This window comes from Ruegeria sp. AL12 (assembly GCF_056540885.1).
The window spans coordinates 1-16,944 of the sequence record NZ_JBQFXN010000020.1 but is presented as its reverse complement, the minus strand read 5'-3'; the positions used below and the strand labels follow the sequence as shown (position 1 = coordinate 16,944).

Here is a 16,944-nt window from a genome sequence, read left to right as displayed (position 1 = left end):
TACAAACAGTCAACTGGACTGTTTGCTTAACGATCAAACCTCGTCAGGCTCATAACCTGAAGGTCAGAGGTTCAAATCCTACTCCCGTAACTAATTCTTAAAGCCACCGTTGGATCCACAAACGTCCTCTGGGCTGTTTGATCCAAAACTAATCCTCAATTGGCTAATAGATTCGAATTGGTTGAACGGTTGGTAGGCATCGATGAGTCAATTCCTGTTTGGACCTGCCCACCGAGCGGAAACAAGGCTCTAAGCGACGGATTTAACTTCATTCGACTTTCGGTGTTAAAGAACTTTGCTTCCAACTCACATGAACTAACAGTAGAAATCACTGCTCAACTCGGTCTCGGCGAAGCGGCTTGCCGGGTTCGAAAATTGCAAAATTTTTCGAAAAACCTTAAACTCAGCAGATTAAGGTCAAAAGCCATTTCCGGTTTTTGACAGCAAAGTCATACGAATACAGAAAATTCTCGGCTGAAACTTATTTCGTGGAGCCAAAAATATGACTGAAAAAAACACCTTTATTGACATGCACACCCACCTGTTCACGGCGCGATATCTGCCGTTGCACAGTATCTTCTACTCGTTCACTTCACTGTATTTGTTTTCGCTTGGCTTGGCCGTGCTGGCGGTTCGTTTGACCCGCATGAGTGACTTCAGCAGACCCGCGACGGAAGAACCTGATCAGGACGATTTGATCAACGCGTTGCTCGATCACGATGTGGACCGGCTTATGCGAGCCATTGCATATCCAGTTCGCGAGAAGATCAGAGAGTATCAATCGACACCCAACCCCAGCCACCAGGATTGGAAGGATATAGAGGAGCTGATCCGAGTCCTGAACGATATTGACCATGATATCAACTATTCAGGGGCCGGCGACCTCCCAATAGGTGTCCAGCTTGTGGGCGCCGACAGAATTTCTGAAAGGTCCGTCTTTGCCGACAGTGGCACGGAAGCTGATTTGCTGGATCGGTTTCTGGCCGAGGCCTTCCGGGTCGCTGGTCAAAAAGCGGCAGAAAGCGGTTTCTTTCATGAAGCTGACCACATGCCGCCGGGTGGGTTGTACAAACCTGGATCTGATGCAGGTTTTCGTGCCGTCCGCATTCCAACCGATCAAATCGGTAGCATCTTTCAGTTGCTTGAATTCATTGTCATCATGACCTTGTCCGAGCGAAACCGGTTCAAAGCGCTCAAGAGGGATTTCAAGAAGAATGGTCAGCCGAGCGACCCGGAAGCCAGCCTTTTCGTGGGCGTCCTGCTGGATATGCGCCGCGCCTTCGACAAGCTCAAGGAATTTTGGATGCCCGGATTCCTACCGCCGTATTTCAACTTCACCGAACAAATGGAGCGGATGCAGTTGCTCGCAGCTGAGAACCCGAATGAATTGATCAATTTTGGTGCGGTTGACCCGTTTCGAGGCGGGAACTGGAAACAGATTGTCGATTCAGGTGTTGCACTCGGGATAACGGGCTACAAACTCTATCCACCCTTGGGGATCCGCCCGATCGATATGCGCGGCTACCAGACCCCGGTTGCCTCTGGGCGAAGTCTGGACAAGTACAGAGAAAAAGCGCAGAACCCGGCGCCCTACCCGATGGTACAGGCCAAGATGGGTGACATCATTCGCCATTTCTCCAGCCACAACCTGCGTTTGTTTGCCCATTGCAACCCGATGGGGTTTGAGGTGGAGAAAGGTTACGGCGTCTATTCCGATCCAGCGTTATGGAAGCACGCGATGGAGACCCACAATGCCCGGAACCTTTGGTTGTTCCTGGCTCATGGTGGTGGCGCAAAAGAAGTAGATTGGATGGGATGGGCAGCAGATAACGCCCATTTCAAGCAAACATTTGCCTATCGTGCTATTCGCTTGGTTGAGGAATTCGACAATGTCTATCTTGGCTTGGGTCATATTTTGGGAATTCTGGATCCACAGATCAAGCCAAAGATATTCCATCGGCTAAAATCAGTACTAGTGAGCAACAGCACCCCGGGCGCACCGCACCATTTCCGGGGCAAAGTGTGTTTTGGGACGGATTGGGCGATGCCTCTGATGGTCGGCAGAACCCGTGAATACCTGATCGAATTTGACACGTTTTTCAGCGATCCACAGATCAGTCCCTTTGCACATGATTTTTTTGAAGGAAATGCACGAAAATTCCTGGGTATTTGATGGATTTCCAGGCTGAGAGTGCCTGACCGGCGCCCAAGAAAACCTGAATTTCCGATGGCCCTGTTTCAAGCGAATTCCTGGTGCAGGGGGCGATCCCGGAATAATATATTGTGCATTGTAAATACATGTTATGTTGGTTGGGGGGTATTTTTATGAGTCGTATTTTGGAAGAGTCCTATAGGGCTTACGAACCTCGTCCTTTTACTGCGGATCAGCGCAAGGATGTCACCTTGTTGTTTGGTGGGGTCACATGGCGCGCCGAAAAACTGCTGGAAGGCCTGTTCAAAAGTGCAGGTTACAATGCGCAGCGCCTGCCTGATGTGACAGTTGAAGACTTGTACCTGGGACGTGAACTGGCGGATGTCGGACAGTGCTGCCCCACGGCCTTCACGACCGGCAACTTGTCGAGTTTTCTCAGAAACGAAGCCGAGGCTATCGGTGCTGACGAAGTGGCGGAAAAATATGTTTATGTGACCGCCGGGGCCTGCGGGGCCTGCCGTTTCGGTCAATATCACCAAAGCTATGAGCTTGCGCTGAAGAATCTGGGGCTCGAGGCGTTCAGGATGTTTCTGGTTCAACAGCATGAAATCGATCAGTCGAAAGGCAAAGGCGCCGGTTTGCAGACTGACATTCACCTGCTGCTGAGCACGGCCTTGGGCATGATGGCAGCGGATGCCATTCAGGATCTGGAATACCAGCTGCGGCCCTATGAGCTAGAGCAAGGCGCGACCAACCGGGCGGCGCAGAAGGCGGTTTCCGAGATATACGACGCCATGTTGAGCAGGCCGAAACAAATGCCGAAATGGGGATCGGTCCTGTGGCATGCGACGACCCGACGCTTTCTGAAGGCCATGAGGCGTGCGCGCGGCCATTTTGAAGACATCCAGCTTGATCGATTGAGGGTCAAGCCGATGGTCAAGATCACCGGCGAGTTCTATCTGGCCACCGCCGAAGGGGTGCAGAACTACAATATGCACAAATGGCTTGAAGGCGAAGGCGCCGAAGTGCAGCCGGCGCCGATGGTCGTATGGTTCGATTACCTGATGCGGTATGGCGGACAAAAGCTCAAGCTGGGCTTCGGGATTAAAGACAAAGCGCGTCAGAACTATGCTCTGTTGAAACTTGGGCAGCGCTTTTTCAGGTTTAAATACGATCAGATGCGCCGGATGCTTGGGAGTGTTCCCCGTCCGATGCCCGATCAGGACAAGCTGCGGAAACTGGCGGCTCCTTTTTTTGACAACATGATCAACGGGGGTGAGGGTGACTTGCTGATCGCCAAGGCGATCTGGGCGCATACCCAGCGAAAAGCGCATATGATATGCGAGCTGTCGCCCTATGGTTGCCTTCCCAACACAATGAGCATCGGCGCAATGGCGGCCGTACAGGGCCGGTATCCCGACATGCTCTATGCCCCAATCGAGGTGAAAGGGGACAGCGACGTACACGCTTTGTCGCGGTGCCAGATGGTGCTGGCAGACGCCAAGATCCGCGCGCAGGAGGAGTTTGAATCCGCTCTAGCCGCCGCCGGGTTGACTGCGGACGAGGCCAGAAAGCGCGCCAAAGAGCATCCCAAGGTCAACACGCCATTTTGGAAAGTTCCCCATCGTGGCGCCGTGGGTACCGCATCCAATGTCGTGCTTGAGCTGGGAAATGCCACGTTGTGAAATTCGCTGGGGTAGATATTGGATCGACAACTGTAAAAGGCGTCGTGGTAGAAGATGGCGAAGTCATCTGGAAAGCCTATGGTCGTCACAAAACACGCCAGGCCGAGAAAACCCTTGAACTGCTGTCGCAGATGGAGCTGGAGGCCGGCCTGACCGCCGGTCGCGATGTTGTCACGTTTACAGGATCCGGGGCTGGGACACTGGCAGATCATGTGAACGCGCGGCAAATCCAGGAAGTTGTCGCCGTCGCGGCCGCCGTCGAAGCGTTGCATCCGGATGTGCATTTCGTATCTGAAATTGGCGGTGAAGACATGAAGACGTTGTTCTTCACGCCAACCTCCGCAGGAAAGGCCAAACAGGTCTATATGCAATCAGCGTGCAGTGGCGGTACGGGCACATTTATCGAAAAATCCGCACGAAAACTGAACATTTCCCCGGACGAGCTGACCACTCTGCCATTCGATGGTCAAACCCTTCATCGGATCAGCGCCAAATGCGGGATCTTTGCAGAGACTGACGCAAACAGTCTGGTCAAGGCTGGAGTTCCCAAGACCGAAATCATCGCAAGCTTGTTTAACGCGGTCGTGCGGCAGAACCTGGCGACTTTGACAAAAGGCAACACCCCCACACCATCAGTGCTTTTGCTGGGCGGACCGAACATGTTCTTTCAAGGTCTTCAGCAGGCATGGGCAAGCCATTTGGCCGCGCTCTGGGACGAGCGCAATGTCGTATTGAAAGCAGGACAAAGCGTCACCGATGCAATCCTGGTTCCCGGCGATGCCTTGTACTATGCAAGCCTCGGCTGCGTCGAGATCTCTCGTCGGGAACAAAATGTATCCCGGGCCTATTCCGGCACGGATGGCCTGAAATGGTGGGTGGAAACAGGCCAGCACGGTGAAAAGGCCAAGACAGGGCAGGAGGCCTTGGCCCGGAACGGTGAACTCGTCCGGTTCCTGGAGGATTTTTCCCAACCCGTGATCCAGATACCCCAGCCCGTTGCGGCCGAGACATATTATGTCGGGTGCGATTTCGGTAGCACCACGGTCAAGGCGGTGGCGTTGGACCGCGACGCGGAAATCAAGGCTTCGGTCTATCAGCACAGTCAGGGAAACCCGATCGAAGATGCCAAGTCCGTTTTCCGCAAGTTGCGTGATGCAGGGATCGAGGATATCGGCGCTCTTGGCCTGACGGGGTACGGGAAAGATCTGCTGAAGGATATTTTGGGGGCGGACGTGCCAGTGGTTGAGACGGTCGCACATGCGGCTGCTGCCATGCACATACATCCCGATGCAGACGCGATATGCGACGTCGGTGGGACCGATGTCAAAATCATGCTGTTGCGGCAGAAAGCGGTCGTCGATTTTCGGCTCAATTCCCAATGTTCTTCCGGCAATGGGGCGTTTCTTCAAGGCGTTGCCGAACGCTATGATGTCCGGCTTGAGGACTATGCCGAAAAAGCCTTCAGCGCCAAGCGGATGCCGAAACTGATGATGGGGTGCGGCGTGTTCCTTCAGTCCGACATCGTGAACCAGCAACGCAAAGGGTGGGCGGCAGAAGAAATCATGGCAAGCCTTGCTGCGGTCCTGCCCCTGAATGTTTGGGTCTATGCCGGGCAGTTTCAGAACCTCAAGGCCATCGGCAGGAAGTTTGTCCTGCAAGGTGGAACACATCGAAACCTGGCGGTCGTCAAAGCCCAGATCGATTTCATCAGGGGTAAAATTCCTGACGCGGAAATTACCGTGCACCCTCATGCTGGCGAGGCTGGCGCTTTGGGCGCCGCCCTTCTTGCGCTCGAACATGTGAACACCGGGCAAACGTCCCGCTTCGTCGGGCACGACCGCGTCGAAGAGTTGGAATATGTCAGTACAACCAACAGCAAAACCACCTGCAAGTGGTGTGCGATGAACTGTAGCCGGGCCTTTGTGGATGTTCAGATCCCCGGCGGTCGTGGCCGGGCAAACAGCAAGGTTCCTCTGGCGGAAGGGTGGGAGCGGGTGATTACCGGCAATTCTTGCTCGAAAGGGTTGATTGAAGACGCAGCCGAGATGAAAGCGCGAAAAAAGCAAATCGACGAGGAAGCGAATGCCAATCCAAATATTGCAGAAAGCGTTCGCGAAGGCGCCTTTCGCTAAGTCCAAACCACCCAAGCGGGATTTTCGGATCGGCATCCCTCGGGTCCTGAACCAGTGGTCGACGCACAGGTTTTGGACGACATTGTTCGTTGAACTGGGAATAGGTCGCCGCAATATCGTCTATTCGTCGGACACGTCGGAAGCACAGCAGCTGAAATTCGGAAAAGGGCGTGGTGCTGTTGATTGCTGTTACCCCGTCAAGTGCATGTCTGGCCACTATGGTGAATTGCTGGACGGGCAAAAGCGCCCCATTGATATCCTGTTCGTTCCCATAATCCTGACTGTCCCATCCTTTTTGCGGGGTCATGTCCGGGAAAACATGGCCTGCCCACGCGTCATTGCCGGCCCCGAAAGTACTCGAGCTGGATTTCGGCGGGAAAAGGACGTGTTCAAGGAACTGGGCGTATATTATCTTTCGCCGGCCGTGTCCCTGGCAGACCCACAAATTGCGACCCGGCAGTTGTACGACGCCCTCAAGGGCGTAATCACCGACTTGCGCTTGGCTGAACTGCGCGCTGCGGTTGCCAAAGCCTATGACGCCCTTCAAGAGTTTGATCAGAGTCTGCGGCGGCAAAGTCTGGCGGTACTGTCCGAATGCGCCACACAACATCGACCTTGCATCCTGGCCTTGGGCCGCCCGTACCACATGGACACCGGAATTGGCCACGCCATCGAAAGTGAGTTGCAGGCCTTTGGTTATCCGATCCTCTGGGGTCAGTACCTGCCATTGGACGCAGAGATACTGGATTGGTTATACGGCGATCTGATCAAAGCTGGCCGAATTCAAAGCCCTTTTGACATTTCGGATATTTGGAAAACATCCCACAGTGCAAACACAAACGAACTTCTGTGGGCTGCACGCTATGGATCTATTATGCCGTGGATAACCTGTTCAATCAGGTTTTCCAGCTATGAATGCGGAATGGACCAGCCGACATATTCACCAGTCCAGGAAATTACCGAAGCGCTTGGAACGCTTTTCTTCGTGTTTCAGGATCTCGATGAGACGAAACCTGCCGGATCTGTTCGAATTCGCGTGGAAACCATTGCTTACTATTTGGAACAGAAATCACCGAAAATCATTCAGAGCAAACTGGAGGCCCTGAAAACTGCACCACCTGAATTGCTGTTGCCAACTTGATCCAATGGCCGGTTTTCAGGGTGGTAGGGCACCCGTTTGCGGGCGCGAGGCCAAAAGCGGTTCAGGCTGTGTTGACGTCGCGACGCGAAAGTAGCTTCTGAACAAACAACCTGGGGCTTATCGACTAAGATGGGGATTTGGGGGATATTTCGCATAGAGTTGGCGCGGGGGCGATGCTTTGCTGAAACACATTGTGGACTCTGAAAATCCGATCGACGATGGAAAAATAAGACGAAAGATGCAGGTTGTTAACGTTGCTGCCTTTATTGCGTCGCTTGGGTTCGGTTTCACAGCTTTCTACCAGTTCCAACTTGGACCAGACTGGAGATATCTTGCATGGGTAAACTTTGGTCTTGGCTTCGCGGCGCTTTTGACGATGACGCTGGATCGCTTCGGCCTTGAGGTCAAAGTCGCTTATTTTACAGTGTGGTTGTTCCTGTTTCTGGCCCATGACATCAGCGTGGGCAAAAACGGTGAAGATCATCTGGTCTTGCTTGTCGGCCCGCCCTTGCTTTTTTATTTTCTAGGGGCCGCATATTGGCGTTGGATCACTTTGATAACGATCCTCAGCGCAGCTTTGTTTATTTATATATCGCTTGTCGTTCCTTTGCACATACCGCCCGGCGAAACGATTTGGGATATTATTGCGCAGTCATATCGGGACGGATTTGTAAGGCAACCTCAAGATGTTATTTTCATTGTGCTGATTTTGGGAATCGTCTCGGCGCTTTTTTTCACCTCCTATTCTGCAAATGCCGCAATAGATCGTTACGAAGACGCTTTGGAAAAGGAATTTGCTGTTTCCGAGCGGTTGATAAATGTTCTGCTGCCTTCACGTATTGCCAAGCGCATCAAAGCACATCCGGACAGGCTAATTGCTGAAAGAATTGATGACGCCACAATTCTGTTTTCTGATTTGTCTGGATTTTCTGAATTCGCGGCCGCCAATGGGGCAAGGGCGACGGTCAAATTGCTGGGCTCCGTATTCTCAGCATTCGATGAACTGGTTTTGAGCTACAAGCTGGAGAAAATCAAAACCATCGGTGACAGTTACATGGTTGCAGGTGGTCTGGACCCCTCGGTCAAAGAGAGGCAACCGGATTCTGTTCGCATGGCGGCGTTGGCGATTGATATGATTGCGACGGTCGAGCGGGTGACAGACAATCTGCATCCAAAGGTGTCCCTGCGGGTCGGAATTCACAAAGGCCCGGTAATCGCAGGTGTAATCGGCGGCGACAAACCGTTTTTTGACGTTTGGGGTGATACAGTCAACATCGCCTCAAGAATGGAAAGCACCGGAGAGCCCGGGCGCGTTCAAATCTCACCCGAGGTAAGAGATGAGATAGCCGAATATGTGGATTGCGAGAGACGAGAGGTTATCAATATCAAGGGAAATGGCGAAATCCAACCGTATTGGCTGCTGAAAGTCCACGACAAACCTGCGACTTCACACTCGTCCGAGCGGCTCATCAAAGGCTGAAAACCTTATCTTCTCGGTGAAACGTTCCAATGTCAGTGCGGGTTCAATCAGTGACTGGAATGGGACGAACCTGGGTCAGCTGAAACAACGGACCGCTCGGAGGTAGCTGCGAGCCGCAGCCGGATGGCCTGTTGAGACGGTGAGAGCATGCCCTTGAAACCAGACCTTTTTTTAAAAACGAGCCGCCGGTTGGTGATCCCGGCGGCCCGGACTTGAAGCATTACAGTGAAACTGGGACAGCCGTAGTCAGCGGTTTCATGCAGCGACTTCCTGCTCGGGCGCGCTGAGCGAGATGACAAGCACCACGGCCGCACCGTTCAACCAGTAAAACACCGCATCCAGTCCTGAGAACCCCAGAACGCTGGGTGCAAACAGGAAGGTGATGCCGACAATCAAGTCTACGGCCAGATGGAACTTGTAGGGAAGGACCCGCCAAATCCCAAGGTGGTGGTCCGTCAGTACCGTCAGAACAAACGCAGCAACACCGGTGACAACCGACAGCCACAGGGCCAGTGGATTGGATTGGCCCAATCCCAACAGGAACGGCAATGTCATGAGGGCAATGGCGACAGGGTAGTCGAGGTAAGCATGGACAGAGCGGGTCACGAAACGCAGGGACATCTGATCTTCCTTTTCTCAATAAATGATAAAGGGAAGGTAGGACGCCCAAGCCGAACGCTGAATTCCTGATCGTTTCTGATACTATGCAGATCGTTCAGAAAACCTGGGGGATCAATGCATCGCCCGGTACGCAGCCGGTGACAGCCCAACCTGTTTCTTGAACACGCGTGAGAAAGCCGCCTCCGAGGCATACCCGACCTCGGCCGCTGCATCTGCCACGTTCCATCGTGCCTCGGTCAGGCCGTGGCATGCGATCTGCATCCGCCAATCCGTGAGGTACTGCATCGGCGTAGTACCCATCTTTTCAGCGAAAAGCTGAGCAAAGGCAGTGCGCGACATACCCGCCACACGTGCCAAAGACGCGACGCTCCAATCCTTGGCCGGGGCCTGATGGAACGCGGTCAAGGCCCGCGAGATGCGCTGATCAGCAAATCCTGCCAATGCGGAATCCTGCGGGCTCTGACGCTCCAGATAGGCCCGGATCGCCTGAGCGAACAGGGCCTCGGACAGTTTCAGCGCGATCAGGTCGCCACCGATTCTTGCGCCTGAAACCTCAGAGCCGATCATGCGCAGGGTGGCTTCCATCCACGATCCGGCCTCTTCGCCATAATTCTCGATCAGGATATAGGGCGGCAGGCGGTCGATCAGCATATGCCCGGTGCCGTTTCGGCCGGCCGGGCCCGAAAAAGAGAAATGACCGCAGATCAGCTGTGTATCCCGTTCCTCGTCATCACCGCCATAGACCAGCACGCCTTCGCCCGTGTAACCCGCGCGCTCCAGCACCTGCTCCAGGGGCAATGCGTCCAACGGCTTGACTTCGGCACAGAGCAATGCGTGCGGCGCCCCATGGGGGATCAGGATCAGGTCTCCCTGCCTCAACCGCAGGGTTTCCCCCGTGGTCGAGACATGAACCTTGAGCTCACCACGCTGCACAAAATGAAACCGCGCCACGTTTTCGAACCCCGGCACCTGAATTCCGAAGGGCGGAGTGAATGACGTGCGGAAGTAAAACGTGCCGCGCAGGGAAAGGCGGGTGAGAATATCGCTGAGAAGGTCCAACATGTGCCGAAGATACGCAATCTGTGCAATCCGTCCAGATGGCCGAACGGTTTGCACAAAAAATTGCACGTTTGGCAACAAAAAGCCCCCGACAAAGCGGAGGCAATAGCTTACGAGCGAACCAGTTTCTCGTAATCTTCGGCGATTTGGCGGGTCAGGTCGCCGACCTCGAATGTATATTCGCCGATCTGCCCGACAGGAGTGACCTCGGCCGCGGTGCCGGTCAGCCAGCACTGTTCGAAGTCAGCCATTTCTTCGGGCTTGATTCGGCGCTCATGCACGGTGATGCCCTTGTCTTTCAGCATCTGGATCACCGTCTGGCGGGTGATGCCGTTCAGGAAGCAGTCTGCCAGCGGGGTATGCACCTCGCCATCCTTGACGAAAAACACGTTTGCGCCGGTGGCCTCGGCGACATATCCGCGCCAGTCCATGAACAATGCGTCCGAGCATCCTTTGGCCTCGGCTTTGTGCTTGGATATGGTGCAAATCATGTAAAGACCCGCCGCCTTGGCATGGACCGGGATGGTTTCCGGGCTGGGGCGTTTCCATTCGGCGATATCCAGCTTGGCACCCTGCATCTTGGCATCGCCGTAATAGGCGCCCCAAGGCCAGACTGCGATGGCCATGCGCACCGGATTGCGCGCCGAGGCCACGCCCATGTCCTCACCCGAGCCACGCCAGACCAGCGCCCGCACATACGCGTCCTGCAAACCGCTGGCTTTCAGCGCCTCTTCCTTGGCGGCTTCGATTTCATCAACCGAATAAGGCATCGGCATGTCCAGCGCCTCGGCCGAGGCGATCAGACGCTGGGAATGTTCGCGGCTTTTGAAGATCTTGCCGTTGTATGCGCGTTCGCCTTCGAATACCGATGACGCATAGTGCATTGCGTGGGTCAGAATGTGCACATTGGCCTCACGCCAGGGCACCAGCTTGCCATCCATCCAAATGGTGCCATCACGATCATCATACCCCGCCATGCGAAACCTCCTGAACCGGGTTGAGTTTTCGATTGTTGCGCGATTTAGGTCCGGTGCGGACATAATATTGCGCAAAAACTGCAATTCGATACCGCTCTACTCTTGGAATGTCAATAACGCTGACATAAACTCGGCCGGGTAGTAACGAATGAGGCATGATATGTCCGACATCCGCCCGGCCCCGCGTTATGGGGGCGAGAGCCTTTTGTTTTTGACCGATGAGCAATTGAGGCAGGGGATCGAGGCCATGTTCTTCGCCTATCGTGGCTTTACGGCTGATCCCGACCGCATCCTCGCAGAGATGGCCTTTGGCCGCGCCCACCATCGGGCAATCCACTTCATCAACCGCGCGCCGGGCACGACGGTCAACAATTTGTTGGCCATCCTTGGCGTAACAAAACAGTCTCTGAACAGGGTTTTGCGAACCTTGATCGAGGATGGTTTGGTGGAAAGCCGCGTGGGTACAGTGGACAAACGAGAACGCCACCTATTTCTGACAGAAAAGGGGCAGTCGCTGGAAACCACGTTGTCGGATGCTCAGCGGGCAAGAATGCGCGCCGCTTACAAGGATGCCGGTCCCGAAGCCGTGGCCGGTTTTCGCAAAGTGCTTGAAGCAATGATGGATGCTGATATGCGTCATGCCTATACGAAACTTCGGGATACGACCACATGAGCGATATGGATGCCCATCTGCTGATTGTTGACGACGACGAGCGCATTCGTGATCTGCTCAAGAAGTTTTTGATGCGAAACGGGTTTCTGGTTACTGCGGCACGGGATGCGGCCCACGCGCGGCGCGTATTGTCGGGGTTGGATTTCGACATGATCGTCATGGACGTGATGATGCCGGGCGAGGATGGTGTCAGTCTGACCCGCGCTTTGCGGGAAACGCATACGACACCGATCCTGCTGCTGACGGCAAAGGGCGAGACGGAACACCGGATCGCGGGCCTCGAGGCTGGGGCGGATGATTACCTGGCAAAACCGTTCGAGCCGAAAGAGCTGCTGTTGCGGATCAATGCGATCCTGCGCCGGATGCCGGAAACACCGGCAGAAGAAACCACGGCGAAGATCCTGAACCTCGGGCCCATCCGCTATGACATTGAACGCGGCGAGATGTGGCAGGGCGAAGATCCGGTCCGTCTGACCGCAACCGAAAGCCAGTTGATGAAGATATTTTCGGCCCAGCCCGGAGAGCCGATCAGCCGCGCCAAGCTGGTCGAGGATCTGGGGCGCGACAAAGGTCAGGCGCAGGAGCGCGCAGTGGATGTGCAGATCACGCGCCTTCGACGCAAAATCGAACAGGACCCCAAGCAGCCACGCTATTTGCAGACTGTGCGGGGCGCAGGGTATATGCTTGCGCCGGATTGAGATGCCGCTGCGCGGCGTTTTTTGACCTTCGGCGAGGATATTTGTAGTCAGATGAAGATGGGATCCCAATGACAACCGCCCTTTTGACCCACGCCGATTGTCTGGGCCATGTGACACCTGACGGGCACCCGGAGCGGGTGGCGCGGCTGGAGCATATTCTGCATGCATTGGAAGCGCTGGAGCTGAAGCGGGTGACCGCTCCGATGGCTGCGGATGACGATCTTCTGCGCATTCACCCCGAGAGCTATGTTCGCGACATTCGGGCCGCGCGCCCTGCGGACGGGTTCGCACAGATCGACGGGGATACGTTCCTGTCTCCGGGATCGGTGGACGCAGCTTACCGCGCGGCGGGTGCGGTGGTGCGGGCCGTTGATCTGGTTTTGAGCGGTGAAGCCTCGAACGCGTTCTGTGCCATTCGCCCGCCGGGGCATCATGCGGAAACCGAAACGGCCATGGGCTTTTGCCTGTTTGGAAATGCAGCATTGGCGGCGAAACACGCGCTGGACCATCACGGTTTGAAACATGTGGCCGTGGTCGACTTCGACGTGCATCACGGCAATGGAACCCAGGACCTGTTGTGGGATGAAGCGCGGGCATTGGTGATAACCAGCCAGCAGATGCCTTTGTGGCCCGGATCGGGCCGGCCCGAGGAAACGGGTGTTTACGATACGGTTCTCAATATCCCTCTGGCGCCCGGCAGTGGTGGCGCCGAGATGCGTGCCGCCTATGAAACGAAGGCCTTTCCGCGCTTGCGGGCCTTCAGGCCGGAACTGATTATCATTTCCGCCGGGTTCGACGCCCATCAGGACGACCCGCTGGCCAATCTGAACTGGGCCACTGATGACTTCGCCTGGATCACCGCCGAGCTGTGCAGGATTGCCGACGAGGTTTGCGACGGTCGTATCGTCTCGACTCTGGAAGGCGGGTATGATCTGAACGCACTGGCCCAGGCCACACGCGCCCATGTGGAAGAATTGATAAAGGCAGCCCGATGACCCAGACCCCCGTAGACCAGATGACATTCGAACAGGCGATGAAAGAGCTTGAAGCCGTAGTCGGCCAGCTGGAACGTGGCGATGTCGCGCTGGATCAATCAATTGCGCTGTACGAACGCGGCGCGGCGCTGAAAAAGCGGTGCGAGGAGGAGTTGAAGCGCGCGGAAGAAAAAGTCGCAGCGATCACTCTGGACGCCAGTGGTCAGCCGACCGGTACGACGCCTGTCGAAGGTATGTGAATGTTCCCCGAAAGACTTGCGCAGGATGCTGCCAGCATTCAAAGCCATTTTGATCTGGTTTTGGGCGCGTTTGCAGACGTGGATGTAACCCGGGCCATGGCATATGCCACCCGAGGCGGAAAGCGGCTGCGCGGGTTTCTGGCATTGGAAAGTGCCCGACTGCACGGTGTTGAAGAAGACCGGGCGATCTGGCCGGCCACGGCCATAGAGGCGCTGCACGCTTATTCCCTGGTGCATGACGACCTGCCCTGCATGGATGACGATGACCTGCGCCGCGGGCGGCCCACCGTTCACGTAGAGTGGGATGAGGGCACGGCTGTTCTGGCCGGGGATGCCCTTCAGACGCTTGCTTTTGAACTTTGCACCTGTTCGCAGGTTGGGTCAGCAGACATTCGCGCAGACCTTGCCCTGACCCTGGCCAAAGCCAGCGGCGCACAAGGTATGGTGCTGGGACAGGCGCTGGACATTGCCGCGGAAACGGCCGCCGAACCGCTGTCGCTGGGCGAAATCACGCGTCTTCAGGCCGGAAAGACAGGCGCCCTGATCGAGTGGTCTGCCTGCGTTGGCGCTGTTATGGCCCGATCCGATCCTGACCCGTTGCGCCGATATGCCCGGGCAATGGGTCTTGCTTTTCAGATCGCAGATGACATCCTTGATATTGAAGGCGATGCCCAAAAGGCGGGCAAGCGATTGCAAAAGGATACCGAGGCAGGGAAAGCCACTTTTGTTTCGCTTTTGGGGCTGCCTGCTGCCAAAGCCCGCGCAAGTGAGCTGGTGGAACAGGCCTGCGCCGCTTTGGACGGGTTTGGTCCGAAGGCGGAAACCTTGAAGGAAGCCGCCCGCTTCGTTATTGCCCGGGACAGCTAAGCCAGGAACGCGCCACATGTCTGACCGCCCCAATACGCCCCTGCTGGATCTTGTGAACCGCCCTGCGGATCTCAAGCAGTTCTCGGACGCGCAACTGCACCAGGTCGCACAGGAGTTGCGGGCCGAAACAATTTCGGCGGTTGCCGTCACCGGCGGGCATCTGGGGGCCGGCTTGGGGGTTGTTGAACTGACCACCGCCTTGCACGCCGTGTTTGATACGCCCCGAGACAAGATCATCTGGGATGTGGGTCATCAGTGTTATCCGCACAAAATCCTGACCGAACGACGTGATCGCATCCGCACATTGCGCATGAAAGGTGGGCTCAGTGGTTTCACCAAGCGCAGCGAAAGCCCCTATGACCCATTTGGCGCTGCGCATTCCAGCACGTCGATCAGCGCTGCTTTGGGTTTTGCTGTTGCGCGGGATCTGGGTGGTGTAACGCCCGAAGGGCTGGGCGATGCAATTGCGGTGATCGGCGATGGTTCGATGTCTGCGGGCATGGCCTTTGAGGCGATGAACAATGCAGGCCACCTGAAAAAGCGTTTGATCGTCATTCTGAACGACAACGAGATGAGCATCGCGCCGCCAGTTGGTGCGTTGTCCAGCTATTTGTCGCGTATCTATTCCGAAGAACCGTTTCACGATCTGAAAGCTGCTGCAAAAGGCGCTGTCTCATTGCTGCCCGAGCCGTTCCGGGAGGGCGCCAAGCGCGCCAAAGAGATGCTGAAAGGCATGGCGGTGGGCGGCACGCTGTTCGAAGAGCTTGGGTTTTCCTATCTCGGCCCGATAGATGGCCATGACATGGACCAGCTGCTGCCTGTTCTGCGTACGGTCAAATCAAGGGCAACCGGGCCGATTCTGATCCATGTATTGACGAAAAAAGGCAAGGGGTATGCCCCCGCCGAACAGGCCCGCGACAAAGGCCATGCCACGGCCAAGTTCGATGTGGTTACAGGGGAGCAAAAGAAGGCGCCTTCAAACGCGCCCTCTTATACGTCTGTATTTGGCAAGGCGCTGGTGGATGAGGCCGCGCGTGACGACAAGATCGTCGCCGTGACCGCTGCCATGCCCGACGGAACTGGCCTAAACCTGTTCGCCGAGCGCTATCCGTCACGTTGCTTTGATGTGGCGATTGCCGAACAGCACGGCGTGACGTTTTCGGCGGCGCTTGCCGCAGGAGGAATGAAGCCGTTCTGCGCAATGTATTCGACCTTTCTCCAGCGTGGTTACGACCAGGTGGTCCATGACGTGGCGATTCAGCGCCTGCCCGTACGTTTTGCAATCGACCGGGCAGGTTTGGTCGGGGCTGACGGCGCCACCCATGCGGGGTCGTTCGACATTGCCTATTTGGCCAACCTGCCCGGTATGGTCGTCATGGCTGCCGCAGACGAGGCCGAGCTGATGCACATGGTGGCGACCGCCGCTGCGCATGACGAAGGCCCCATTGCGTTCCGCTATCCGCGCGGCGAAGGTGTCGGGGTGGACTTGCCCGAACGCGGCGAGGTTCTGGAAATCGGCAAGGGCCGCGTTATCCGGGAAGGTGCGCGGGTGGCTTTGCTTTCATTCGGTACACGTCTGGCAGAGGTTCAGAAGGCGGCGGAATCCCTTTCAGCCAAAGGCATAACGCCCACGATTGCCGATGCTCGTTTTGCCAAACCTCTTGACCGTGACCTGATCCTGGATCTGGTATCCCGCCACGAGGCGTTGATCACCATAGAAGAAGGGGCCGTTGGCGGTTTTGGCAGCCATGTCGCTCAACTTTTGGCGGATGAAGGTGTATTTGATCGGGGGCTGAAATATCGCTCGATGGTTTTGCCTGATATCTTCATCGATCAAGCCAGCCCCGCGGACATGTATGCGGTGGCCGGCATGAATGCCGAGCATATCGAAGCAAAAGTTCTGGACGTTCTGGGTGTCGCCTCGATCGGAGAGAAACGCGCTTAGCGCGCCTGTCGGCAGGGCAGCGGACGTTGCGAGGGCCGAAATCCGTTTGACTTGGATTTATCTGGTGCCGCTGAGGGAAATCCAAAACCAAAATCTTGGAGCACCACGGAACACTCATGTTTTCTGACCATATCTAAAATACGTTTCTATGCTTCACGCTATTCCGTTCTGCACCACTATACCCCATAGCTAGGCTCAGGATGCATTGATTTTAGCTGCGCTGCGTGACTCACGGCTCCCAGAACGGAGCGGAGACATGAGCGATCTTTATTGACGAACC

Annotated in this window: 14 protein-coding genes; 11 read left to right on the top strand and 3 right to left on the bottom strand. The window is 55.8% G+C overall.

The genetic code is table 11. The features are described from left to right. Window positions 1–502 precede the first annotated feature (502 nt). From ACR0C6_RS20700 to ACR0C6_RS20680, 5 genes are all read left to right on the top strand, one after another. Window positions 503–2,173 carry an amidohydrolase family protein gene (locus tag ACR0C6_RS20700; RefSeq protein WP_480620973.1) on the top strand — a complete coding sequence of 557 codons (1,671 nt, stop codon included), beginning with the start codon at window positions 503–505 and terminating at the stop codon, window positions 2,171–2,173. 152 nt (window positions 2,174–2,325) lie between these two features. Continuing rightward, window positions 2,326–3,837 carry a hypothetical protein gene (locus ACR0C6_RS20695; protein WP_480620971.1) on the top strand — a complete coding sequence of 504 codons (1,512 nt, stop codon included), beginning with the start codon at window positions 2,326–2,328 and terminating at the stop codon, window positions 3,835–3,837. Then, entirely contained in the window at window positions 3,834–5,969 is a 2,136-nt protein-coding gene (locus ACR0C6_RS20690; RefSeq protein ID WP_480620970.1) for a BadF/BadG/BcrA/BcrD ATPase family protein, read from the top strand. The genes ACR0C6_RS20695 and ACR0C6_RS20690 overlap by 4 nt, the downstream gene beginning before the upstream one ends. Beyond that, entirely contained in the window at window positions 5,920–7,110 is a 1,191-nt protein-coding gene (locus tag ACR0C6_RS20685; protein WP_480620968.1) for an acyl-CoA dehydratase activase-related protein, read from the top strand. Before ACR0C6_RS20690 ends, ACR0C6_RS20685 begins: the two co-directional genes overlap by 50 nt. Window positions 7,111–7,288: 178 nt before the next feature. Then, entirely contained in the window at window positions 7,289–8,590 is a 1,302-nt protein-coding gene (locus ACR0C6_RS20680; RefSeq protein ID WP_171120972.1) for an adenylate/guanylate cyclase domain-containing protein, read from the top strand. Between the two features lie 255 nt (window positions 8,591–8,845). On the opposite strand, the gene ACR0C6_RS20675 is transcribed toward ACR0C6_RS20680, so the two are convergent. The 3 genes from ACR0C6_RS20675 to ACR0C6_RS20665 all read right to left on the bottom strand — a co-directional run bounded on the left by ACR0C6_RS20675 (window position 8,846) and on the right by ACR0C6_RS20665 (window position 11,247). After that, entirely contained in the window at window positions 8,846–9,211 is a 366-nt protein-coding gene (locus ACR0C6_RS20675) for an SPW repeat domain-containing protein (protein WP_152459687.1), read from the bottom strand. Window positions 9,212–9,322: 111 nt separating this feature from the next. After that, window positions 9,323–10,273 (bottom strand): AraC family transcriptional regulator, encoded by a 951-nt coding sequence (locus ACR0C6_RS20670; RefSeq protein ID WP_480620966.1) that lies wholly within the window; start codon window positions 10,271–10,273, stop codon window positions 9,323–9,325. 107 nt (window positions 10,274–10,380) lie between these two features. Beyond that, window positions 10,381–11,247, bottom strand: a complete 867-nt coding sequence (locus tag ACR0C6_RS20665) for a branched-chain amino acid aminotransferase (RefSeq protein ID WP_152459689.1) — start codon at window positions 11,245–11,247, stop codon at window positions 10,381–10,383. Between the two features lie 160 nt (window positions 11,248–11,407). On the opposite strand from ACR0C6_RS20665, the gene ACR0C6_RS20660 reads away from it, so the two are divergent. The 6 genes from ACR0C6_RS20660 to dxs all read left to right on the top strand — a co-directional run bounded on the left by ACR0C6_RS20660 (window position 11,408) and on the right by dxs (window position 16,664). After that, entirely contained in the window at window positions 11,408–11,920 is a 513-nt protein-coding gene (locus ACR0C6_RS20660) for a MarR family winged helix-turn-helix transcriptional regulator (protein WP_480620964.1), read from the top strand. Then, window positions 11,917–12,618 (top strand): response regulator, encoded by a 702-nt coding sequence (locus ACR0C6_RS20655; RefSeq protein ID WP_152459691.1) that lies wholly within the window; start codon window positions 11,917–11,919, stop codon window positions 12,616–12,618. The genes ACR0C6_RS20660 and ACR0C6_RS20655 overlap by 4 nt, the downstream gene beginning before the upstream one ends. 68 nt (window positions 12,619–12,686) lie before the next feature. Continuing rightward, window positions 12,687–13,613 carry a histone deacetylase family protein gene (locus ACR0C6_RS20650; RefSeq protein WP_480620962.1) on the top strand — a complete coding sequence of 309 codons (927 nt, stop codon included), beginning with the start codon at window positions 12,687–12,689 and terminating at the stop codon, window positions 13,611–13,613. Further along, complete coding sequence (locus tag ACR0C6_RS20645) at window positions 13,610–13,852, top strand: exodeoxyribonuclease VII small subunit (RefSeq protein ID WP_152459693.1); 243 nt, start codon at window positions 13,610–13,612, stop codon at window positions 13,850–13,852. Before ACR0C6_RS20650 ends, ACR0C6_RS20645 begins: the two co-directional genes overlap by 4 nt. Further along, window positions 13,853–14,719, top strand: coding sequence for a polyprenyl synthetase family protein (locus ACR0C6_RS20640; RefSeq protein WP_480620960.1), 867 nt, complete (start codon window positions 13,853–13,855; stop codon window positions 14,717–14,719). Between the two features lie 16 nt (window positions 14,720–14,735). Continuing rightward, a complete protein-coding gene (gene dxs / locus ACR0C6_RS20635; protein ID WP_171207120.1) occupies window positions 14,736–16,664 on the top strand; it encodes a 1-deoxy-D-xylulose-5-phosphate synthase in 1,929 nt (642 codons plus the stop codon). Window positions 16,665–16,944: the final 280 nt, after the last annotated feature.